General features: G+C 63.6%; 24 protein-coding genes. 15 read left to right on the forward strand and 9 right to left on the reverse strand.

Features of this window, described 5'->3' with window-relative positions:
• Positions 1 to 48: 48 nt before the first annotated feature.
• Positions 49 to 1,119: a hypothetical protein gene (locus GRI97_RS01715; protein ID WP_161389413.1), complete on the forward strand. Its 1,071-nt coding sequence runs from the start codon at positions 49 to 51 to the stop codon at positions 1,117 to 1,119.
• A 24-nt stretch (positions 1,120 to 1,143) separates the two neighbouring features.
• Here GRI97_RS01715 and GRI97_RS01720 read toward each other — a convergent pair whose 3' ends face one another.
• The 3 genes from GRI97_RS01720 to GRI97_RS01730 form a co-directional block, all read right to left on the reverse strand.
• The gene (locus GRI97_RS01720; RefSeq protein WP_161389414.1) at positions 1,144 to 1,875 is read right to left on the reverse strand and encodes a DUF6683 family protein; all 732 of its coding nucleotides are present in this window, start codon (positions 1,873 to 1,875) and stop codon (positions 1,144 to 1,146) included.
• A gap of 114 nt (positions 1,876 to 1,989) precedes the next feature.
• Entirely contained in the window at positions 1,990 to 3,105 is a 1,116-nt protein-coding gene (locus tag GRI97_RS18855; protein WP_202392547.1) for an FUSC family protein, read from the reverse strand.
• Complete coding sequence (locus tag GRI97_RS01730; RefSeq protein ID WP_161389415.1) at positions 3,102 to 3,566, reverse strand: MarR family winged helix-turn-helix transcriptional regulator; 465 nt, start codon at positions 3,564 to 3,566, stop codon at positions 3,102 to 3,104. Before GRI97_RS01730 ends, GRI97_RS18855 begins: the two co-directional genes overlap by 4 nt.
• Positions 3,567 to 3,655: 89 nt before the next feature.
• On the opposite strand from GRI97_RS01730, the gene GRI97_RS01735 reads away from it, so the two are divergent.
• Positions 3,656 to 4,573, forward strand: coding sequence for an alpha/beta hydrolase family protein (locus GRI97_RS01735; RefSeq protein ID WP_161389416.1), 918 nt, complete (start codon positions 3,656 to 3,658; stop codon positions 4,571 to 4,573).
• Positions 4,570 to 5,415, forward strand: coding sequence for an arylamine N-acetyltransferase family protein (locus tag GRI97_RS01740; protein ID WP_161389417.1), 846 nt, complete (start codon positions 4,570 to 4,572; stop codon positions 5,413 to 5,415). The genes GRI97_RS01735 and GRI97_RS01740 overlap by 4 nt, the downstream gene beginning before the upstream one ends.
• A gap of 158 nt (positions 5,416 to 5,573) precedes the next feature.
• Here GRI97_RS01740 and GRI97_RS01745 read toward each other — a convergent pair whose 3' ends face one another.
• The 3 genes from GRI97_RS01745 to GRI97_RS01755 all read right to left on the reverse strand — a co-directional run bounded on the left by GRI97_RS01745 (position 5,574) and on the right by GRI97_RS01755 (position 6,958).
• Positions 5,574 to 6,131, reverse strand: coding sequence for a DUF924 family protein (locus tag GRI97_RS01745; protein ID WP_235917575.1), 558 nt, complete (start codon positions 6,129 to 6,131; stop codon positions 5,574 to 5,576).
• Between the two features lie 2 nt (positions 6,132 to 6,133).
• Positions 6,134 to 6,529 (reverse strand): hypothetical protein, encoded by a 396-nt coding sequence (locus GRI97_RS01750; RefSeq protein WP_161389418.1) that lies wholly within the window; start codon positions 6,527 to 6,529, stop codon positions 6,134 to 6,136.
• A gap of 135 nt (positions 6,530 to 6,664) precedes the next feature.
• Positions 6,665 to 6,958, reverse strand: coding sequence for a zinc-finger domain-containing protein (locus tag GRI97_RS01755; RefSeq protein ID WP_161389419.1), 294 nt, complete (start codon positions 6,956 to 6,958; stop codon positions 6,665 to 6,667).
• A gap of 140 nt (positions 6,959 to 7,098) precedes the next feature.
• Here GRI97_RS01755 and GRI97_RS01760 point away from each other — a divergent pair, with 140 nt between their 5' ends.
• The 8 genes from GRI97_RS01760 to GRI97_RS01795 all read left to right on the forward strand — a co-directional run bounded on the left by GRI97_RS01760 (position 7,099) and on the right by GRI97_RS01795 (position 15,870).
• Complete coding sequence (locus GRI97_RS01760; protein WP_161389420.1) at positions 7,099 to 8,049, forward strand: ABC transporter ATP-binding protein; 951 nt, start codon at positions 7,099 to 7,101, stop codon at positions 8,047 to 8,049.
• A 46-nt stretch (positions 8,050 to 8,095) separates the two neighbouring features.
• Entirely contained in the window at positions 8,096 to 9,682 is a 1,587-nt protein-coding gene (nadB, locus tag GRI97_RS01765) for an L-aspartate oxidase (protein ID WP_161389421.1), read from the forward strand.
• 137 nt (positions 9,683 to 9,819) lie between these two features.
• Positions 9,820 to 10,665: a 2OG-Fe(II) oxygenase gene (locus GRI97_RS18860; RefSeq protein ID WP_161389422.1), complete on the forward strand. Its 846-nt coding sequence runs from the start codon at positions 9,820 to 9,822 to the stop codon at positions 10,663 to 10,665.
• A 652-nt stretch (positions 10,666 to 11,317) separates the two neighbouring features.
• A complete protein-coding gene (locus tag GRI97_RS01775) occupies positions 11,318 to 13,270 on the forward strand; it encodes a ribonucleoside-diphosphate reductase subunit alpha (protein WP_377019604.1) in 1,953 nt (650 codons plus the stop codon).
• A gap of 122 nt (positions 13,271 to 13,392) precedes the next feature.
• On the forward strand, positions 13,393 to 13,692 hold the full coding sequence (locus GRI97_RS01780) for a hypothetical protein (protein ID WP_161389423.1): 300 nt from the start codon (positions 13,393 to 13,395) through the stop codon (positions 13,690 to 13,692).
• A 190-nt stretch (positions 13,693 to 13,882) separates the two neighbouring features.
• Complete coding sequence (locus GRI97_RS01785; RefSeq protein WP_161389424.1) at positions 13,883 to 14,941, forward strand: ribonucleotide-diphosphate reductase subunit beta; 1,059 nt, start codon at positions 13,883 to 13,885, stop codon at positions 14,939 to 14,941.
• 44 nt (positions 14,942 to 14,985) lie between these two features.
• Positions 14,986 to 15,435 (forward strand): hypothetical protein, encoded by a 450-nt coding sequence (locus tag GRI97_RS01790; RefSeq protein ID WP_161389425.1) that lies wholly within the window; start codon positions 14,986 to 14,988, stop codon positions 15,433 to 15,435.
• A gap of 78 nt (positions 15,436 to 15,513) precedes the next feature.
• Positions 15,514 to 15,870: a TFIIB-type zinc ribbon-containing protein gene (locus tag GRI97_RS01795; protein WP_202392548.1), complete on the forward strand. Its 357-nt coding sequence runs from the start codon at positions 15,514 to 15,516 to the stop codon at positions 15,868 to 15,870.
• Between the two features lie 18 nt (positions 15,871 to 15,888).
• On the opposite strand, the gene GRI97_RS01800 is transcribed toward GRI97_RS01795, so the two are convergent.
• Positions 15,889 to 16,236: a DMT family protein gene (locus GRI97_RS01800; RefSeq protein WP_161390767.1), complete on the reverse strand. Its 348-nt coding sequence runs from the start codon at positions 16,234 to 16,236 to the stop codon at positions 15,889 to 15,891.
• Between the two features lie 146 nt (positions 16,237 to 16,382).
• Between GRI97_RS01800 and GRI97_RS01805 the strand changes: the two genes are divergently transcribed.
• A complete protein-coding gene (locus GRI97_RS01805) occupies positions 16,383 to 16,628 on the forward strand; it encodes a hypothetical protein (protein WP_235917576.1) in 246 nt (81 codons plus the stop codon).
• Positions 16,629 to 16,666: 38 nt separating this feature from the next.
• Here GRI97_RS01805 and GRI97_RS01810 read toward each other — a convergent pair whose 3' ends face one another.
• Positions 16,667 to 17,218 carry a thermonuclease family protein gene (locus GRI97_RS01810; RefSeq protein WP_235917577.1) on the reverse strand — a complete coding sequence of 184 codons (552 nt, stop codon included), beginning with the start codon at positions 17,216 to 17,218 and terminating at the stop codon, positions 16,667 to 16,669.
• 134 nt (positions 17,219 to 17,352) lie between these two features.
• Between GRI97_RS01810 and GRI97_RS01815 the strand changes: the two genes are divergently transcribed.
• The gene (locus GRI97_RS01815; protein ID WP_161389426.1) at positions 17,353 to 18,045 is read left to right on the forward strand and encodes a hypothetical protein; all 693 of its coding nucleotides are present in this window, start codon (positions 17,353 to 17,355) and stop codon (positions 18,043 to 18,045) included.
• Between the two features lie 185 nt (positions 18,046 to 18,230).
• On the forward strand, positions 18,231 to 18,380 hold the full coding sequence (locus tag GRI97_RS18320) for a hypothetical protein (RefSeq protein ID WP_202392549.1): 150 nt from the start codon (positions 18,231 to 18,233) through the stop codon (positions 18,378 to 18,380).
• Positions 18,381 to 18,420: 40 nt separating this feature from the next.
• On the opposite strand, the gene ppk2 is transcribed toward GRI97_RS18320, so the two are convergent.
• Positions 18,421 to 19,209, reverse strand: a complete 789-nt coding sequence (gene ppk2, locus GRI97_RS01820; protein WP_161389427.1) for a polyphosphate kinase 2 — start codon at positions 19,207 to 19,209, stop codon at positions 18,421 to 18,423.
• Between the two features lie 106 nt (positions 19,210 to 19,315).
• Here ppk2 and argB point away from each other — a divergent pair, with 106 nt between their 5' ends.
• Complete coding sequence (argB, locus tag GRI97_RS01825) at positions 19,316 to 20,215, forward strand: acetylglutamate kinase (RefSeq protein WP_161389428.1); 900 nt, start codon at positions 19,316 to 19,318, stop codon at positions 20,213 to 20,215.
• Positions 20,216 to 20,265 lie beyond the last annotated feature (50 nt).

The following is a 20,265-nucleotide window of genomic DNA, read 5'->3' on the forward strand; positions in this document are numbered from 1 at the left end:
GCTGCACATGGGGCCAACGCAAAATGCGGGCCGTTGGGAGAGAGATTGATGAGGGTCTGGCTGGCTGCAGCGCTGATGCTGGGAGTTCCTGCGGGGGCGCAGGGGCAATCGAGCACAGCGCAGACCGAACCCGAGGTCACGATCAGGGATTGTCCGGAAAATCGCTATTGCACGCCCGAACGACAGGCAGAACGGCGGCGCGTGTACGACAATGCCGAAGCTGAGGCGCTGGCACGTCGGCAAGCGACCTTGCGACGGGTCAGCTTTATCGATCGCAATGGGAAGGACATGGTCTCGATTGGTTTTGTCCGGGAGCCTGGGCGGACCCCCTATGTCGAAGTGCATACGCCGCGATTTGACAATGGAATCGAACCGGAACCGCTTCTCGCCAGTCTTTCAGACAGCAATTGGCGGCGCATTGATGCGTTGCTTTGGGAATTCCGGCAGTTGCCCAAGCCATCGCAGTTGCAGGACGATAGCGGAGTCATTCGGGTGTGTGCTGACGGCCTGGGCGTTTTCATCGAGACAGTGGATGAATTGCCCGCAAAGCGCGCATTCGGCCAGCCTTGGGCTGGCGTGCGAGTTGAACGGCAGGCCGACCACAGTTGTAACGGCGGCGCAATGATCGTCTATGCTGGCATACTGGCTGATCTGGCATTCGATCATTTCCCGGAATGCCAGAGTTTGCCTGACGTTAGATATGGTGCGTCAAACACCTTGAGACTGTGTCACAGTTTCTTAGGGGATCGGTTAGCTGCTGCAGAAGCCTATCACTTCATGAAGCAGCATGGCTATTTCGAGAAGTTACCGGCGGGACAGGATCAGGGAACCCTGTTCGCTGACGCGTCATCAGACAGTTTCGCGCGATTCCGTGACGAGATCGGCGAACGCAGCGTCAACCTGTGGAAGGTGCATGGGCTGCATGCCGACAAGGTCGAGATGATTGCCAATCTAACCGAGCATTTCTGGGGTGCTGCGGCGCGCGAACTGGGCGGAAATGAAGATGCCGGCAGCATGCGGGTCGCGGAGATGACCCTGCAAATGGTTCGAACGGACAGCGGATTTCGTATTCATTCCTACACGATCGGAGAAAGCCGGCTGATCCATTTCGAGGAGTAACAAGCCAAATCCAGCCGCGATGTCTCAACGTTTGACGAAGCCCTGATCGGTCAGGGTCATCTGATCCAGATCGAGCCCGAACCGCGTGGCGCCTTGGCGTGCGGCGGCGGCAACCTGTTGCAGGGCGGCCGGATCGCTGGCGGCGTGCGCGATGGCCGATTCCATCAGCGCCCCCTGGATCAGGCAGGATTCGGCAATCTCCTGCTTCGCGCTGTCGGGTATTCCCTCGACGCCCAACTGCTCCATGGCCCGCGCCGCCTGCTGGCGCACGGCGGCGACCTGGGTGGTGGTCGGTTCTGCGGCTTGTCCGTTCACCGCGCTCCACGCCATGATCCAATAGGCGGTATAGGCATCGGCCACATCATTGGTCGAAAGCCCCAGGGCGCGCAGCGGCGGGGTCATCCCCGCGATCAGATCCTGCGAAGCGAACAGCTGTTCCAGCTGGGTGGCCTGCGCCGCATCCACTTCGCGGGTCTTGCTGACCATCTGTGCCTGCACCGCCCGGCGGGTTTCGGCCGAAGGGGTGAAGCGGAAACCGGCAGCATCGGCCGGTGTGCGGCTTTGGCTGGCACGGGGCACCGCCGCGTTGTTGCCGGAAGCGCCAGACCCCTCGCGGGCAGCCTCCATCACGGCATCTTCCATGGCGTAGATGCCCATGCCGGTCATATCCACGGCGGCACCGGCATCCCAGTCCTGAGCGCCTGCCGGCATGGCAAAAAGCATGAGCGATGCGAACGCGACATATGATCTTTTCATGCGACCTCCGGCGTTGATCCGTTGAGGGATCATAACCCGGTCCGGGCGATGGCGCAGCCGGGCAAGCTCGGTTGAGGCCACTTGCCATCGCGTATTCGGCGCAAATCGTCGCAGTCACCCGCTCCTATGCCGCGCCAGATGCAGCCGGTCCTCCAAAGTCGAACACAACACGGCCAGCACCATGCCGATCACCGCGCCGGCCAGCGTGTCCGCCACCCGTTCGGGCACCATGGCGGTGCCGTGCACATGCGGGGCGGCCAGGAAGGTCATCAGCAGGGCCATCGGCGTCACCAGGATCTGGCCGAAGGCGTAATTGCTGCCGATCACGATCTCCGTCACCAACTGGATCACCACCAACAGGCCGATCACCGCCCAGACGGAGGGGGATTGCGCCAATATCGCCCAGACGATCAGGGCGCCGACCATGGTGCCGGCCATGCGTTGCAGCGCGCGGTTCATGCTGATGTGCAGATGGGTGCCCTGCATCACGGCCACCGCGCCCATGGCGGCCCAGGCCGGGTGGGCGGCGCCGGCGGCGTACACCGCAAAGGCGGCGATGCCCGCGCCCAGCGCGATTCGCGCCGCCACCAGCAGATGGCGGGGCAGGGGCCAGACCGGGTCGGCGGGGAAGGGGGCATCGGGCGATGCCTGCTGCCGCCAGCGTTCGGTCGCCGCGCACACGGTCCAGGCCAGCAGCGCGGCGGCGCCGGTGGCGGCGGTGCGCTGGGCGATCACGCCCCAGGATTCCATCGATCCCGGGGCACCCATGCAGGCGCTGGCGGCAAAGATGAAGATCAGCGATCCGGGCGGGCCGAACTGCCCGCGCGTGGCGATGAAGAAGAACGCGCCGGATGCCAGCGCCAGCAGGGCCAGCTGCAACACCGGGCCCGCTCCGGCCATCACGGCGGCGGACATCAGCAGCACGGCCAGCGTCTGCACCAGCGCGGCATGCAGCACGATCCGTTCCCGCCGCCCGGCCGGGGCGAAACGGCCGAACAATGATGCCAGCGCGCCCAGCGCGGCAAAGCCGATCAGATGTGGCCAGGGGGATAGATGCGCCAGCGGCAGGGCAATGGCCACGGTCAGCGCCGATTGCACCCCGGCGAGCGCGGCATTGCGCAGCGATGGCTGGCGCGCCACCACCATGCTTTCCCGCAATTGACCTGACCCGAGCAGGTGACGCGCGGCATCCAGCCGCCGGGTTGCGGGCTTTGATGAGGGGTCCTTCACGCCTCCTTCCCCTCGGCTTCGATGGCGGCGAGCCGCGCATCGATCCGCGCAAAATGCGCGAGCATGTCGGACAGGTCCGCGTCGGCAAGATCGGCCAGCATCACCTCTTCCCCGCGCAGCAGGGCGGCCCGGATCTCCGCCACGCGCTGCTCGCCCAGTGGCGTGAGATGCACCAGCCGGGCGCGGGCATCGCTGGCCGACACGCGCCGTTCGACCAGCCCCTGCCGCGTCAGAATGTCGAGCAGCCGCACCAGGCTGGATCCGTCGATCCCCACCAGCGCGGCCAGTTCCTTCTGTGTCAGCCCGCCTCCCGTTTCATGCAGATGCACCAACGGCACCCACGTCGCATCGGTCAGCCCAGCCGCCGCCAGATGCGCATCGATCGCCCGGCGCCAGCGGCGGGCGAGCAGGGAAAAGCGCATGCCGAAACGGGCGCGAGGGGAATCGGGAGGTACTGTCATACAGGCCATATAGATTATTTAATTTGATTTGCAATTCAAAGTAATTTGCTTGGATTGTGTGGCTCGATGCAATCGCATAGCTTCGCCTCATGCGCTTAATCCCTGCGATCTGCCTCGCTTCCGCCCTGATCCTGCCGGCGTGTTCCGGCCAATCCGATTTTCCGGAGGAACCGCTGGCAGAGGCGCGGCAGAGGCAGGGCGCCAATGTCACCCGCGAATTGCGCCAGGCGGGCGAGGCGGAGGTGCCGCCGGCATCGGTGCTGCAGCTGGTGCATTACCCCTCCGCCGTGGGTGACATCTCCGGCTATCTTTCCCCGCCGCCCGCCGACGGATCGCGCTGGCCCGCGATCATCTGGATCAGCGGCGGTGATCTTTCGATCGGGGATGTCTTTTGGCAGAGCCAGCCGGCAGACAATGACCAGTCGGCCAGCGTGTTTCGCGATGCAGGGATCGCGACTTTCTATCCCTCGCTCCGCGGCCTGAACGGCAATCCCGGCCAGAATGAGGGTTTTTATGGGGAGGTGGATGATGTCATCGCCGCTACCCGCTGGCTGCGCCAGCAGCCGGGGATTGATCCGGACCGCATCTATCTGGGCGGGCACAGCAGCGGCGCGACTTTGGTCTTGCTCGCGGCGGAAATGGCCGATGAATGGCAGGGCGTCTTCGCCTTCGGCCCGGTGACCGATCCGCGTCTGTATGGGGAGAATGTGCCTGTGCCCATTGCCGAGGATGACAGCCAAGGCGCGCTGCTGCGCCAGCCGCTGGCCTGGCTGAAGGATATCCGTTCGCCCACCTTCGTCATCGAAGGCACCGGGCAGGGCAATATCGACGAACTGCAGACGATGGCGGCGGCGAGCAGCAATCCGCACCTGCATTTCGTCGAAGCGCCCGATTGCGATCACTTTTCCGTGCTGCAACCGGTCAGCCGACTGGTGGCGCAGGCGATCAGCGCCAATCAAACCGCGTCGCTGGCCCAGTCTGGCGCGCTGGCGCATCGCTGCCAATGACGGACACAGCATCTCTGGTCGATCTGCCTGCCTATTGCGCGCGCATCGGCTATCGCATCCCCGAACATGGCCCGCTGGAACCCACGCTCGATGTGCTGCGCGTGCTCCATGCCCTGCATCCGGCGGCAATCACCTTCGAGGCGGTGGATGTGCTGCTTGATCGCGGGGTCGATCTGGCGCCGGCAGCGGTGGACGCGAAGCTGATCGGGGCCGGGCGCGGCGGCTATTGCTACGAACAGAACGGGCTGCTGCTGCGCGTGCTGCGGCAGATCGGCTTTTCGGTTGAAGGGCTGCTCGCGCGGGTCAGCTGGATGGCGCCGCCGGAAACGCCGTTGCGGCCGCTCACGCATATGGCGCTGCGGGTGACGATCGATGGCGTGCCCTGGCTGGCCGATGTCGGTTTCGGCGGCTGCGCACCCACATCGCCGCTGCAGCTGGACAGCGATGAACCGCAACCGACCGCGCATGAAACCTTCCGCTTGCAGCGGGTCGAGGGCGATTATCAGCTGGAGGTGCTGCTGGGTGACCAATGGCACAGCATGTACCGCACCGACGGGCTGCGCCAGCATGCGGTCGATTACGAACTGCCCAATTGGTACACCGCCACCCACCCCACATCGCGCTTCCGCCACCGGCTGATCGTCAGCCGCGTCACCCCGCAGGAACGGTCCTCACTGGCCGGTGCACGGCTGACCGTGCGCACGCCCGATGGCGGCAGCATCCGAAGCTGGCTCGATGCCGCCGGGATCGAACACGCGCTTCGGGATCGCTTCGGCCTGCCGGTGGCAGCAGACTGGGCGCCGATGATCGCTCGCGCGGCGCAGGATCGGGAAGACGCATAAATCCGGGCAGGGATCGATGGGGGAGAACTCCGATCAATCTGCGGGCGGAGATCGAGATCCTGCGGCTGCATCACAAGATCGATACGCTGCTGATTGCCCGGCTTGACGAACTGGCGGCGCAGCAGGCGGAGATTATCGCCCGCCTGCCGCGATGATTGCTACCAGGCGAAACCGGCCTTCACCGCCCGCTTTTCCGCCGCAGTGCTCTTGCGCCCCAGCACTTCATTGCGGTGCGGATAGCGGCCGAAGCGCGCGATCATCGCATAATGCGAGCGGGCGAAGGGCGCGCCATAGAGCGGGCCGAGCGCGGTGAAATAGCGCAGGCTGAGCAAATGATCGGCAATGTTTTCGCTGTGCATCAGCGGCATGGCCAGGAATTGCCGTTCGCGCGGGGTCAGCGCCTTGTCCCACCCCCGCCGCAGCACGCCATGGGTGATGGCCCGCGCCAGCGGATCGGTGGCGAAGGCCTGCGCCGTGCCGCGATGCAGATTGCGCGGCAACTGGTCGAACAGCAGCACAGCGGCCAGTGCGGTGTGTGGGTCGCTCAGGAAATCGGTGGCTGGGCTCGATTTCAGCATCGCCAGATCCCGTTCGAACCTCTGCCGCAGCATATCGTCCACTTCTGGCCCGGAACCGAACCAGTCGGCCGGGCGCAGCTTGTGGAACCAGAAATGCAGCAGTTCAGCCGCCCAGCGGCGTTGTACCGGGGCGGCCAAACTCAGTCAGCCTTGGTGTAGGGGACGAAATCCTGCAGGAAGACTGCGCCGGACACGAAGCCGTTGTAGCGATCGACCGTGCGCGTCACGTCATGGCGGCAAAGCTGGCTGCCGAACCGTTCGATGATCGGCACGTCATTGCCGTTCAGCGAATTGGGATTGTTCACCCGCGCGACATAGATCGTTTTTCCTGCGTCATAGACCAGCCCGACGCGATCGATCACCTGCAGGCGATTGTCGCGCATGGCGGGAATGCAGGATACCGGTGTGCCGGCCACGCGCCCTTCGAGCATCTGCGCCAGCCGTGCTTCGCCACGTTCGGCGACCGATTGGGCCGATGCCGCCAACGGAGCGGCCAGCATGGTCATGCCGGCAAGGCCCAGGGCGATTGATTTCATCACTTTGTTTTTCATTGCCACTCTCCAGTGCAGGGCACTTCCATCGCACAAACAGGCTGAACCGAGCCTTGCTGGCGAGGAGCCGTGTTGACGAACAGGCAATGCTTAGGCGGTGATGACCGCCCGTTTCCGCAATCAGGCGACGCTGGCGTCGCCCGGAGCAGGCAAATCACCGGTGCTGGCTTCGTCGATGCCGCGTTCGGCCGGGCCGCCCTTCAGCACGAAACGGCGATCGCAATAGCCGCAATCAACATAGCCGGTTTCATCGATCTGCAGATAGACGCGCGGATGCCCCAGGGCCGCCGGGCGATAGCTGGTGCCACCGCGAATGGCACCAGCGCCGTCACAGGATACCCGTGCGGTGGTGACGATGGTCGTTTCCGGGTTGAATGCCGGATCGGCGGCGCGGGCTGCAGGCGAAGTGGTCATCGCCCGCGCTTCTATCGCTGGGCCGCGATTCCCGCAACATGCCAGCTGCGCCTGCTCTGTGATGGGCGCCGGGTGTGGCCGATGGCCCACGCATCACAGCCCCCTTTACCTGCGGCGCGCGCAAGCGCAGTAGGCGCGCCATGAACGACACGCCCATCGCCATCGAAATCAGCGACCTGGTCAAGCAATATGCCGCCGCCGGCGATGCCCCGCCGAAACGGGCCTTGAAGGGCGTCAGCCTGACCATTCCCGAAGGCGGTATCTTCGGCCTGCTCGGCCCCAATGGCGCCGGCAAGTCCACCATGATCAACATCATGGCCGGGCTGGTGGTCAAGACATCGGGCACGGTTCGCATCTGGGGCCATGATATCGATCACGATCCGCGCAATGCGAAGCTGTCGATCGGCATCGTCCCGCAGGAAATCGTCTTCGATCCCTTCTTCACCCCTTACGAGGTGCTGGAAAACCAGAGCGGCATGTATGGCATCGCCCGCGCCCTGCGCCGGTCCGACGAATTGCTGCGCGCCGTGCATCTGGCGGACAAGCGGGATGCCTATGCCCGCACGCTGTCGGGCGGGATGAAGCGCCGGCTGCTGATCGCCAAGGCCATGGTGCATTCGCCGCCGATCCTGGTGCTGGATGAACCGACCGCAGGGGTGGATGTGGAACTGCGCCGCCAGCTGTGGGAACTGGTCAGCGAGTTGAACGCCGAAGGGGTAACGGTGGTGCTGACCACCCATTATCTGGAGGAAGCGGAACAGCTGTGTGACCGGATCGCCATCATCAACCATGGCGAAGTCGTGACCAACAAACCGACCCGCGAACTTGTGGGGATGATGCGCGAAAAGATCGTCTCGATCACGGTTGATCGCGACATCGCCATACCGCCGGCGGCCGAGGCGTTCCTGCGCAGCGAAAAGGTGGCCGACCGGGTGCTGGAAGTCACCTATGACAAGGACCGGACCAGCGCCGGGCAGGTGCTGGCGCTGGTGCAGCAGCAGGGCTATGCGATCGAGGATGTGACCACGCGGGAAGCCGATCTGGAAGATGTCTTCGTCAAGCTGACCAGCGCGGTGCAGCAGAACGGCTGATTCTTCGCCTCTTTTCATTGGCGCGCGGGCGCGTCATGACAGGGGCATGACGGAATTCAGCACAGACGTTCTCATCATCGGATCCGGTGCCGCCGGGCTGACCGCCGCGCTGACGCTGGCGCAGCAATGCCGTGTCACCGTGCTGGCCAAGGGGCCGCTGACCAGCGGATCGACCGCCTGGGCCCAGGGTGGCATTGCCGCCGTGCTGGATGCCGGCGATACCTTTGCCGAACATATCACCGACACCATGATCGCCGGCGCCGGGCTCAACCGGCGTGAAACGGTCGAATTCGTGGTCGAACGCGCGCCCGAAGCGATCCATCGGCTGGCCGATCTGGGCGTGCCGTTCAACACCGACGGGCCCAATCTGCATCTCACCCGCGAAGGCGGCCATTCGCACCGCCGCATCGTGCATGTCGATGATGCCACCGGCTGGGCAGTGCAGGCCGCGCTGCTCAAGGCGGCGGAAGAAAATCCCAACATCACCCTGCTGCCGGATCGATCCTGCATCGATCTGGTGACCGGCCGGCATGAAGAACGCTATTCGGGTTCGGGGCGCGTCTGGGGCGCCTATGCGCTCAACAGCGTGACTGGGGCTGTCGAAACCTTCACCGCGCGCGCCACGATCCTGGCATCGGGCGGGGCGGGCCGCGTCTATCAGTTCAGCACCGCACCGCGCGGCGCCACCGGGGATGGCATCGCCATGGCCTGGCGGGCGGGGGCGCGGGTGTCCAACATGGAAATGATGCAGTTCCACCCGACCTGCCTGTACAATCTGGACGTGAAGAACTTCCTGATCACCGAAGCGGTGCGGGGTGAGGGCGGTCAGCTGATCAATCCGCGCACCGGCAAGCGGTTCATGGAATTCTACGATTCCGAACGGATGGAACTGGCCCCGCGCGATGTCGTCGCCCGTGCCATTGATTCTGAAATCAAGCGCTTCGGCCTCGATTATGTCCATCTCGACATCAGCCATATGCCGGCCGATTTCGTGCGCGGGCATTTCCCCACCATCCATGAAAAGCTGCTCGGCCTGGGAATCGATATGACGACCCAGCCGATCCCGGTCGTGCCGGCGCAGCATTACACTTGCGGGGGGGTGTTGATCGATCTGGCCGGGCGGACCGATCTGCCCGGTCTGTGGGCGGCGGGCGAATGCACCGAAAGCGGGCTGCATGGCGCCAATCGCCTCGCATCGAACTCGCTGCTCGAATGCTTCGTCTTCGGCGAAGCGGCGGCCAAGGACATTCTGGCGCAGTGGCAGGGGCTCAATACCCCGCCCGCGATCCGCGCCTGGGATGAAAGCCGGGTGGCGGAACCCGATGAAGAGGTGATCATCAAGCAGAACTGGACGGAAATCCGCCGGTTCATGTGGAACTATGTCGGCATCGTGCGCACCACCAAGCGGCTGGAGCGCGCGGCCCACCGGATCAAGCTGCTGGATGACGAGATCGAGGACTATTACGGCCATTTCCGCGTCACCACCGATCTGATCGAGCTGCGCAATCTGTTGCAATGCGCCGAATTGATCGTGCGCAGCGCGCTGAAGCGGCACGAAAGCCGCGGGCTGCATTTCACGCTCGATTATCCGCAGACCAAAACGGAGGCGCGCGACACGGTCCTGGTGCCCTGATCACCATCAATCGATCGCCTGATCGCAGAGCGTGCTCATTCCGATTGACGATGTAAGAATGATTCGCAATATCATGTTCCATGTGGAAAGGTATGGCGATGCATTCGAAATATGTCTCCGTGCGGGCGTACTGATCCGTGGCGATATGGCAGGACCAAGCGCCGATCTTGTTTCGCCGCCCGCTGACCACCAGCTGCGGCAGCAATTGCGCGGGCAAGGGCGGCTGTCGCGGGCTCGGCGGCCTTGGACTGGCGCTCAGCCTCGCCCGGCAGGATAGGCCCTGCCCCATGCCCAAACCTTCGCGAATGGATAATGCCATGCTGCTGACGATCCCCAACGTCCTGACTGCAGATGTCGCCCGGACGGTGCGCGATCGCGTCAATGCGAGCCGTACCCTGAATGTGCCGCTGGACATGCATCAGCGCGGGGCAGCGGAAACGGGCCAGACACATGACGATGGTTGGCTCGTCCGTTCGATCCAGGCGGAACTCACGACCGCGCTGATGGACAATGCCGCCTTCCTGTCGGCAGCGCTGCCGCATTCCTTGCAGGAACCGCGGTTCGAACGCTGTTGCGTGGGCGAAGTGCCCGGCCCGCATCGTCGCCCCCTTGCAACCACAACGGGCGGCCCGCGCGGGGATCTGACCGCCACGCTGTTTCTCACAGATCCGGAAGAATATGACGGCGGGGAGTTGGAGGTGGAGGGCAGCTTCGGCCGGCTCGGTTTCCGCCTGCCGGCTGGTCATATGGTGCTGTTCCCGACCGACAGCCGCCATCGCACCACTCCGGTCACGCGCGGAGAACGCGTGTCATGCAGTTTCGCGGTCCAATCCCTGGTGGGTGACCATTCGGCGCGCGAGACCTTGTATGATCTCGATCGGACGGTGCAGGCGCTGGGGGCGGAACGCGGCAAGGGCGATGTCCATGTGCTGCGTTTGGCAGGTATTCACTACAGCCTGGTGCGTCGCTGGGCCGAAGCGTGAACGGATTGTAACGAGTTCGCCCGCTCTGCCCATCACTGGGTAGCCCTGCGAAACCGAAGATACAGAAAACAAACGACATGTCGTTCCGGGCCCGGATGCAGGTCGCCCGAAGGCTGCGCAATGGGTTGAATTAGCCCCAGACCGCAGCAAATCCCGGCGTCGCGCATGTGGCAGTTTTTTTCATCAGCTCATTTTCTGGCTTGCGGTCCGCGCCAACCCAGCTTTGCCCGCGCGCCGCACTGTATTGGGTGGGTAAGGCACCGACGACATGGCTGGGTTTTGCGTTCAATTGCGCACCAACACTCTTGCCAGCGAGTCGATGGCGATTCACTATGGGTATGGCGGCATTGCTCGGGGTACCCACAAGACCTAGATTTATTCGCGGCGGGAACGAGGTTTCCAGCAGGCGGGAGTCAAGGGCTGTGTCGGGTCTTTCGGCACGGCCCCGGCAACAAGCGGGGGAAAAGTTTCTCACCGCTCAGGCATGCAAAAGAGTAGGCTGGTTTTTCGCCCGCTGATTCGAACACATGCAGAACATCAGCTGTGGTCCGCCATGCCGGGCCGTATCGAACAGGGGTTGCGCACTATGGATTTTCGGAACGGGGACGATGCGGCAATGAGCCTTGGCGACAGCGATGTGGCGACACCGGTGATGGTGGCGAATCCGGAACAGGATACGGCTATGGGCATGGGTCAAAAGGATGCGGGCAGTGATGGTCTCGTGGCTGCGGGCGCCGCTGGCGCCATGGCCAAGGCGATGACGGCCGCTGCGCCGAAATCGGATTCCAAGACGGTCAATCCGCGCCGCTTCACCATCCGCACCAACACCGACCGCGATGCGCTGCTGACCGATTTCGGCAAGGACACGCTGATCGATCGCTATCTGCTGCCGGGTGAGAACTTCCAGGATCTGTTTGCGCGCGTCGCCGATTGCTATTCCGATGATGAAGAGCATGCGCAGCGGATCTATGATTACATTTCCAGCCTCTGGTTCATGCCCGCCACGCCGGTGCTGTCCAATGGCGGCACCAATCGCGGCCTGCCGATCAGCTGCTATCTCAATTCGGTCGACGACAGCCTGGAAGGCATCGTCAACACTTGGAATGAAAACGTCTGGCTCGCCTCGCGCGGCGGCGGCATCGGCACCTATTGGGGCAATGTGCGGGGGATCGGCGAACCGGTTGGCCTGAACGGCAAGACCAGCGGCATCATCCCCTTCGTGCGCGTGATGGACAGCCTGACGCTGGCGATCAGCCAGGGCTCGCTGCGGCGCGGTTCGGCGGCCTGCTATCTCGATGTCAGCCACCCGGAAATCGAGGAATTCCTCGAAATCCGCAAACCTTCGGGCGATTTCAACCGCAAGGCGCTGAACCTGCACCATGGCGTGCTGCTGACCGATGATTTCATGGAAGCGGTCCGTGCGGGCAAGAGCTTCCAGCTCAAATCGCCCAAGGACGGTTCCGTGCGCGGCGAAGTCGATGCGCGCAGCCTGTTCCAGAAGCTGGTCGAAACCCGCCTCGCCACGGGCGAACCCTATATCGTGTTCTCCGACACGGTGAACCGCATGATGCCCAGCCATCACCGCGAACTGGGCCTCAAGGTTTCCACCTCCAACCTCTGTTCCGAAATCACCCTGCCGACCGGGCGCGACCATCTGGGCAATGACCGTACCGCGGTCTGCTGCCTCTCGTCGCTCAACCTGGAAAAATGGGAAGAATGGAACGGCGACAAGCGCTTCATCGAAGATGTGATGCGCTTCCTGGACAATGTCCTGCAGGATTATATCGACCGCGCGCCAGAAGAAATGGCCCGCGCCCGCTATTCCGCCATGCGCGAACGCAGCGTCGGCATGGGCGTGATGGGTTTCCACTCCTTCCTTCAGATGAAGAACATCGGCTTCGAAAGCCCGATGGCGAAGGTGTGGAACCTCAAGATGTTCAAGCACATTCACCAGAAGGCGAATGAGGCGTCGATGGTGCTGGCCGAAGAACGCGGTGCCTGCCCCGACGCGGAAGATGTCGGTGTGATGGAACGCTTCAGCTGCAAGATGGCGATCGCACCGACCGCGTCGATCAGCATTATCTGCGGCGGCACCAGCGCCTGCATCGAACCGATCCCGGCCAATATCTACACCCACAAGACCCTGTCGGGATCCTTCGTGGTGAAGAACCCCTATCTGGAAAAGCTGCTGCGCAAGAAATCCAAGGATTCCACCAATGTGTGGAACTCCATCCTGGAGAAGGGCGGATCGGTCCAGCATCTCGATTTCCTGACGGTGGAGGAAAAGGCCACCTTCAAGACCAGCTTCGAAATCGATCAGCGCTGGCTGCTCGAATTCGCGGCCGATCGCACCCCCTTCATCGATCAGGCGCAGAGCCTGAACCTGTTCATCCCGGCCGATGTCGACAAATGGGATCTGATGATGCTCCATTTCCAGGCATGGGAACGCGGCATCAAATCGCTCTATTACCTCCGGTCGAAGAGCGTGCAGCGCGCCGGTTTCGCCGGTGGCGTGGAAGCGGACAACACCCCCGACGCGGCCAGGTTCGAACTGGCGACCGCCGACGGGCAGACCGATTACGAGGAATGCCTCGCCTGCCAGTAAGGCGGATGTGCGGAACACCCGGCGGGTCGGCGATTGCCGGCCCGCTTTTTCATGTGCACCGGGCCCGCCACCGGATGGGAATGCTAAACAATCCTTAAGCAGATCAGTGGCATGGTCGCCGCATGAGCAATCGCGACCGCATCCAGAACGGGCAATACGGTACCACACCGATCGGGCTGGCCAGCTATGTTGCGGTCTATATTCTGCAACTGGCCTGGCTGGCGGCGGGCGCGTTTCTCTACTGGCGCGCCACCTGGCCCAGCAGCTGCCTGCCGCATGATCTGATGCAGGTCTATGTCTGTTCCGAAGAGCTGGCGCAGAAACGCGGCTGGGCCGAAACGGGCCTGGCCATCTGGCTGTGGATCACCCCCCCGATGGTGCTGCTGACAGTGTTCCGCTGGTTCAAACGCCCGAAACGGTGATTTGCGGCTTGATAGACGCTGCGTTCTGGCAAGTTTGCGACGTGACGCTGGGTGGTCCGACCCACCAATCCGATCAGCCAATCCATCCGTCGCAAAGCGCCTTTATCCCCGCCGAATCATCAATTCCGGCCTTCGAATTGCCGCGATATCTGCCTATGGAGGTCGTTCGAAATTTGCCGGAGACCACCAGATGTCGTTGCTCGAAGCTCGCAAGACCTACAAGCCCTTCGAATACCCCTGGGCTTACGAGTTCTGGAAGCGTCAGCAGCAGATCCACTGGATGCCCGAAGAAGTGCCGCTGGGCGAAGACTGCCGCGACTGGGCGCAGAAGCTGTCCGCGCATGAACGCAATCTGCTGACGCAGATCTTCCGCTTCTTCACCCAGGCCGATGTCGAGGTGCAGGATTGCTACCACGAAAAATATGGCCGGGTGTTCAAGCCGACCGAGATCAAGATGATGCTGGCGGCGTTTTCCAACATGGAAACCGTGCACATCGCCGCCTATTCCCACCTGCTCGACACCATCGGCATGCCGGAAAGCGAATATGGCATGTTCCTCGAATATGAGGAGATGAAGGCCAAGCACGATTACCTGCAGGAATTCGGCGTCGATTCGGATGAGGATATCGCCCGCACGCTGGCGATGTTCGGCGGCTTCACCGAAGGGCTGCAGCTGTTCGCCAGCTTCGCCATGCTGATGAACTTCCCGCGCTTCAACAAGATGAAGGGCATGGGGCAGATCGTCAGCTGGTCGGTGCGCGACGAATCGCTGCATTGCGAAGGCATCACCCGCCTGTTCCACGCCTTCTGCGCGGAACGCGGCTGCCTGACCAAGGCGGTGAAGGAAGACATCATCGATGCCTGCCAGAAAACCGTGCGGCTGGAAGATGCCTTTATCGATTTGGCGTTCGAGGCCGGCCCTGTACCGGGCATGACGGCCAAGGAAATCAAGCGTTACATCCGCTATATTGCCGATTGGCGCCTGGGCCAGCTGGGGCTGCCCTCCGTCTATATGGTCGAAGATCACCCGCTGCCCTGGCTCACCCCGCTGCTCAACGGCGTGGAGCATGCCAATTTCTTCGAAACCCGCGCCACCGAATATTCCAAGGGCGCCACGCGCGGCAATTGGCAGGATGTGTGGTCCAGCTTCGACGCGCGCAACAAGGCCAAGACCGCGCCCGCCAACGAGGTGTCGAACGAAGGCGAACCCGACATGTTCGGCGTGACAGGCATCCAGGCGGCAGAGTAAACCGCCCCCGCCCGGAGCGGCCGAATCTGAAAGGGGATCGGGATATGCGTGCTATGCATTGTCTGGCGGTGGCGGGGCTCGCGGCTGCGCTGGCCGCGATCCCCGTGGTCGCCGCCGGTCAGGATGCCCCCGTCCGCACCCCGCCCGATCTGTCGCGTTTCCTCTCCTTCGAATCGCAGATGGAACCGGCGGAGCTGGATCAGGCGGTGCGCGAAGCCTCCGCCCATCCGCTCGGCAGCATGGAAAACCCGATCCGCGCCGAAGGGCCGCCGGGGCAGCGCGCCTATCTCGAACGCCTGCGCTGTGGCGATGGCACCGCGCCCGCCTTCAAACGGCAGGGCAGCGGCGGGCCGTCACCCTTTGGCGGGGTGATCGATTATTACGCCGTGCAGTGCCAGGAACAGATGATCCAGTCGCTGGTCATGGACATGTATCACCCCGGCTATCGCGAACGGCGGCCGGTGCCCGGTTTCACCATCCGGCCGGCCGAATAGGCGCGTCTTGCCAGGGCGGAACCTTGACGCCCTTACCACCGTTCCCATGTCGGAAAGATACCGATCGGGAGCATCCCCATGCGTAACGCAAGCGAAGTCGCCGCCATGTCCTGCCCAGTCTGCCGCGTGCCCCTGGCGATGAGCGACCGGCAGGGGATAGAAATCGATTATTGCCCGCAATGCCGGGGCGTCTGGCTCGATCGCGGCGAACTCGACAAGATCATCGAACGCAGCGTGCCGCAGGCGGTGCCCTATACCGAACAGCCGGCGCAGCGCGCGCCGCAGCCCTCCGCACCGTTGCATGGCAGCGGCAATGGCGATCCATGGCGTGCCAGCAACATGACCCATGGCGGCTATGGCCATGGCGATCACGACGGCTATCGCAGCAAGCCGCACAAGAAGCGCAAGAGCTGGCTGGAAGAAATCTTCGACTGATTCTGCCCTGCTGGGCGTCTATTTGCCCACGAACATGAAACCCGCCGCCGCCATGATGCAGGCGAAGGCGGCGGCATGGCGCCAGCTGAGCGCTTCGCCCAACACCGTCACCATGAAGATGCCGAACACCGTCAGGGCAATGGCTTCCTGCGCCACCTTCAACTGGCCGGCAGACCAGCCATCGGCAAAACCGATGCGATTGGCTGGCACGGCCAGGCAATATTCCACCCCGGCCAGCAGCCAGCTGATCAGGATCACCCAACCCATCGGGCGCGCATTGGCCACCTCCGGCCCGCCCTTCAGGTGCCAATACCAGGCGGCGGTCATGAAGATGTTCGACAGCGTCAGGAGGATCAGCGTGGGCATGGCGGCTGTCTTGCCCTGACGCGCGCCGGCGGCAAGCGGGAAATTGCCGGTCCGATCATGGAACCGGTTCATGGATCGCGATGTTGCGCAGCATAGGGCGACCTGCAACATTGCTGCGCTCGCCCCGACCAAGAAGGAGAAGGCCCATGCCCGCGATGTCCACCCTTACCCGGATTGCCCTGCCGCTGCTGGCGGTATTGCCGCTTGCCGCCTGTGGCAGCAGCGAGCCGGAGCCCGCCAATCTGGAACCGGATATCGAGGATATCAGCGGTGGCGAAATGGTCGTTACCGAAGAAACCCCGGCGGTGCCGGTCGATCTGCCCGAAACGCCGATGACGCCGGCGCCGGACGCAGCGCCCGACGCTTCGGCCAGCGCAACGACGGCTCCCTAAGCGCGGGGATCAAGGGGTGGCGCGGCGGTGGCCGCCTGTCAGCACCAATTGCCGCGCCGGCCACCCCATTCTTCTGCCAGGCCTTCGCGCACCAATATGGCGCCGATACTCTCACCCCCACGCGTGACGATGCGCAGCAACCGGTCATAACGGTCGCGATCCCGCCCACTGGTTTCCAGGGTAAAGGGGCCTTGGTTCAGCAATTCCTGCAGCCGCGCCGTGGCCCGCGCGCCCAGTTCCGCCTCGGCCGCGCAGCCCGGTCGCCCGGTTTCCGGCGTGTTGATATCGGCGATGCGGATCTTGTCCCCCTGATACCAGAACGTATCGCCATCGACGATGCAATCGATCCGGGGCGATCGGCTGCACCGGACAAAGCTCGCCTGTTCGCTATCGGCAGAGGGCGCCATCTCCGGGGCGGAATCGGGGATGACCATATGCGGCAGGGTGATGCTGAAACGGTCTGGAAACAGCAGCATGGCGACCATCAGCATGACGCCCATCAGCAGCATGACGGGGTGGAAGGGGGCAGTGGTGCGGCGGCGCGGCGCAGCTTTGCGCCGTCCGGCCCGGCGGGGCGCGGCGGAACTCATGGGATCTCCGGGGATCGGCATGGTCAACGCAGGTTCAGCGCCGGACCAGCATGTTGCGGGGCACCAGCAGAGGCTATGGCCGTTGCGGTGTGTCGGGCCCGCTATTCAGCTGTGGCCGATGATGGGAGTATCCAATGAAGATCTATGCCCGGTCCCGCGCCGTTCTGCCGTTTTTGGTCGGTGGGCTGTTGCTGGCGGCACCCGCTGCCGCCTGGGCCTGCTCCCCGGCGCCTGGCTATGCGGTGCCGACCAATCTGGAACTGGCGGGGCAGGCCGATACGATCCTGCTGGCGCAAGTCACCGGCAGCACCGGTGATCCGGATGATCCGTCAGCGGCCGGCATCACCATCCACCCGATCGCGGCGATCGAGGGCAGTCTGCCCGATGGGGATATCTCCCTGTCCGGCATGCATCTGACCCGGGAAAGCGGCGCCCCGGGGCTGCTGAGCAACCCCTATGATTTTACGGAAGCGCACCCGTCGGCCTTTTCCGGCGCCTGCATCCGGCGCGAATTCCCTGCCGGCACGACCGTGCTGTTTTTCCTGAACCTGCCGACCAATGGCGCATGGCAGCCTGCCGGCGGCCCCTTCAGCCGTTGGGCTGAAGATGTCCCCGCGCCCGATGCGCCCTGGGTCCGGCTGGCGGAAACCTATGCCCGCGCCGCGCGCCTGCCCGATGAACAGCGCGTGCCCATGCTGGAGGCGGCACGCGATGCCCTGCTCTCGCAGGAAGATGATCCGGTCGCGCAATTGATGGCTGCCGATATCACCCGGCAGCTGGCGGGCCCCAACAAGCCCTTGAGAGAGGCCCTGCCGTCCGTCGACTGACGCGGGAATTCAGGCCCGGCAACGGGAACCATCCTGCCGGGCCGATCGTCCATCCGTTGGACTTCAGAGCGGTTTTCGATCCGATTGCATCGGATCGCCGCTCTAATTCCCTTTGTTTGCCGCGATTTCCGAGTCAGCAGGTGATTCCACCTGCTTAGAAATCGCTCTAGTGAAAGGAACTTCTCATGCGGGATACGACCATCGAAGACCGTCGGAACGAACTTCGCACCCTGCTCGCCAATATTGACGCGCATCCGGAACGCGACTGGACGGAAGAACGCAAACGCATCCTCGTCCTCAAGCAGATGGTTGCAGACGAAGACGCAAAGGTCTGACCAAAGACCGGGGCGCCGGGCCGGTTGCGGCCCGGTTCCCTCAATCCTCGGCCGTCTCCCTGTCCACCGGATAAGGGGGCAGCGGCACCAGGGAAGTGAACTGCTCGGTCAGCGGCTTTTCGCTCAATCGGGGCCAGTCGATCTTTTCCACCGGCACCTCGACATGCGGCAAGCGGTCCAGCAAATCGCGGATCAGCGTCAGCCGCCCATGCCGCTGATTGTTGTAATCCACCACTGTCCACGGCGCATGGCGGGTATGGGTGGCGGCGAACATCGCCTCGCGCGCGATCGTGTAATCGGCATAGCGGCTGCGCGCGGCGGCATCGATGGGTGACAGCTTCCAGCGCTTGAGCGGATCGGCGATCCGTTCGGCGAAGCGTTCCTCCTGGCTCTCCTGGCTGCAGCTGAGCCAGTATTTGAACAAATGGATGCCATCTTCCACCAGCATCTGTTCGAAGATCGGCGCCTGATCCAGAAACGTCTGTACCTGCTCGTCGCTGGCAAAACCCATCACCCGTTCCACCCCGGCGCGGTTGTACCAGCTGCGATCGAACAGCACGATCTCGCCGGCTGCGGGCAGATGCGGCACATAGCGCTGGAAATACCATTGGCTGGATTCCCGTTCGTTCGGCTTGGGCAGGGCCACCACCCGGCACTGGCGCGGGTTCAGCCTTTCGCTGATCGCCTGGATCGTGCCGCCCTTGCCGGCGGTATCCCGCCCTTCCAGCAGCACGCAGATCCGTTCGCCCCGCGCATTGGCCCAGCGCGCCATGGAAACCAGTTCCAGCTCAAGCGGCTCGATCAGCGATTCATAGAGTTTGCGCTTCATGCCCGGCTCCGTTCTGCCTCGTGGGAACTGGCGAGCCTACATTGTTGCGCTTCACAGTGCGAGACGCCGCTTTGCAGCGCCCGGCGGACCGGCTAAGGCCCCGGGCATGAGCGCCACCCAGGACAAACAGATGCTCGCCAAGGCGGAAACGCTGATCGAGGCCCTGCCCTATCTCCAGCGTTATGCTGGCCGCAGTTTCGTGGTCAAATATGGCGGTCACGCCATGGGCGATCCGGAGGCGGCGCGCGATTTCGCCGAAGATATCGTCCTGCTGCAAACGGTCGGGATCAATCCCGTGGTCGTGCATGGCGGCGGGCCGCAGATCGGCGCGATGCTCAAGACGCTGGGCGTCGAAAGCACTTTCATCGATGGGCTGCGCGTCACGGACAAGCGCACCGCCGAAGTGGCCGAAATGGTCCTGTCGGGTTCGATCAACAAGGAACTGGTCAGCTGGATCGCGCAGGCCGGCGGCAAGGCGATCGGCATTTCAGGCAAGGACGCCGGGCTGGTCACCGCCAGCAAGGTCAGCCGCACGGCCAAGGATCCGGACAGCAATATCGAACGCGTGGTCGATCTGGGCTTCGTGGGCGAACCGGAAGAGGTGGACATCACCATCCTCGAAACCGTCAGCCGGGCCGGCATCGTCCCGGTCATTGCGCCGATTGGCGTCGGGCGGGACGGACACACCTACAACATCAATGCCGATACCATGGCCGGCGCGATCGCGGCGGCGCTGGGTGCGGCGCGGCTCTTTTTGCTGACCGATGTTCCCGGGGTGCTGGACAAGCAGGGCGAACTGCTGACCGATCTGACCCCGGCCGGCATCGCCCGGCTCAAGGCCGATGGCACCATCAGCGGCGGCATGATTCCCAAGCTGGAAACTTGCACCCGCGCGGTGGAGGCCGGCTGTGAGGCGGCGGTCGTGCTCGATGGCCGGGTCGGCCATGCGATGCTGCTGGAATTCTTCACCAGTCGCGGCGCAGGCACTCTCGTCCGCGCAGGTTGAACGACGCTTGAAGCAAACCCGCCCGCCCGTTTAGGGTGCAGGGCGCAGAA

The organism is Croceibacterium xixiisoli, assembly GCF_009827305.1.
In the GTDB taxonomy this organism is placed as follows: Bacteria; Pseudomonadota; Alphaproteobacteria; order Sphingomonadales; family Sphingomonadaceae; genus Croceibacterium_C; species Croceibacterium_C xixiisoli.

Excerpts from the sequence above, each read along its gene's own strand:
- GRI97_RS01715 (WP_161389413.1), top strand. The coding sequence starts at position 49 with ATGAGGGTCTGGCTGGCTGCAGCGCTGATGCTGGGAGTTCCTGCGGGG.
- GRI97_RS01720 (WP_161389414.1), bottom strand. The coding sequence starts at position 1,875 with ATGAAAAGATCATATGTCGCGTTCGCATCGCTCATGCTTTTTGCCATG.
- GRI97_RS01730 (WP_161389415.1), bottom strand. The coding sequence starts at position 3,566 with ATGACAGTACCTCCCGATTCCCCTCGCGCCCGTTTCGGCATGCGCTTT.
- GRI97_RS01735 (WP_161389416.1), top strand. The coding sequence starts at position 3,656 with ATGCGCTTAATCCCTGCGATCTGCCTCGCTTCCGCCCTGATCCTGCCG.
- GRI97_RS01740 (WP_161389417.1), top strand. The coding sequence starts at position 4,570 with ATGACGGACACAGCATCTCTGGTCGATCTGCCTGCCTATTGCGCGCGC.
- GRI97_RS01750 (WP_161389418.1), bottom strand. The coding sequence starts at position 6,529 with ATGAAATCAATCGCCCTGGGCCTTGCCGGCATGACCATGCTGGCCGCT.
- GRI97_RS01755 (WP_161389419.1), bottom strand. The coding sequence starts at position 6,958 with ATGACCACTTCGCCTGCAGCCCGCGCCGCCGATCCGGCATTCAACCCG.
- GRI97_RS01760 (WP_161389420.1), top strand. The coding sequence starts at position 7,099 with ATGAACGACACGCCCATCGCCATCGAAATCAGCGACCTGGTCAAGCAA.
- nadB (WP_161389421.1), top strand. The coding sequence starts at position 8,096 with ATGACGGAATTCAGCACAGACGTTCTCATCATCGGATCCGGTGCCGCC.
- GRI97_RS01775 (WP_377019604.1), top strand. The coding sequence starts at position 11,318 with ATGGTGGCGAATCCGGAACAGGATACGGCTATGGGCATGGGTCAAAAG.
- GRI97_RS01780 (WP_161389423.1), top strand. The coding sequence starts at position 13,393 with ATGAGCAATCGCGACCGCATCCAGAACGGGCAATACGGTACCACACCG.
- GRI97_RS01785 (WP_161389424.1), top strand. The coding sequence starts at position 13,883 with ATGTCGTTGCTCGAAGCTCGCAAGACCTACAAGCCCTTCGAATACCCC.
- GRI97_RS01790 (WP_161389425.1), top strand. The coding sequence starts at position 14,986 with ATGCGTGCTATGCATTGTCTGGCGGTGGCGGGGCTCGCGGCTGCGCTG.
- GRI97_RS01795 (WP_202392548.1), top strand. The coding sequence starts at position 15,514 with ATGCGTAACGCAAGCGAAGTCGCCGCCATGTCCTGCCCAGTCTGCCGC.
- GRI97_RS01800 (WP_161390767.1), bottom strand. The coding sequence starts at position 16,236 with ATGCCCACGCTGATCCTCCTGACGCTGTCGAACATCTTCATGACCGCC.
- GRI97_RS01805 (WP_235917576.1), top strand. The coding sequence starts at position 16,383 with ATGCCCGCGATGTCCACCCTTACCCGGATTGCCCTGCCGCTGCTGGCG.
- GRI97_RS01810 (WP_235917577.1), bottom strand. The coding sequence starts at position 17,218 with ATGAGTTCCGCCGCGCCCCGCCGGGCCGGACGGCGCAAAGCTGCGCCG.
- GRI97_RS01815 (WP_161389426.1), top strand. The coding sequence starts at position 17,353 with ATGAAGATCTATGCCCGGTCCCGCGCCGTTCTGCCGTTTTTGGTCGGT.
- GRI97_RS18320 (WP_202392549.1), top strand. The coding sequence starts at position 18,231 with ATGCGGGATACGACCATCGAAGACCGTCGGAACGAACTTCGCACCCTG.
- ppk2 (WP_161389427.1), bottom strand. The coding sequence starts at position 19,209 with ATGAAGCGCAAACTCTATGAATCGCTGATCGAGCCGCTTGAGCTGGAA.
- argB (WP_161389428.1), top strand. The coding sequence starts at position 19,316 with ATGAGCGCCACCCAGGACAAACAGATGCTCGCCAAGGCGGAAACGCTG.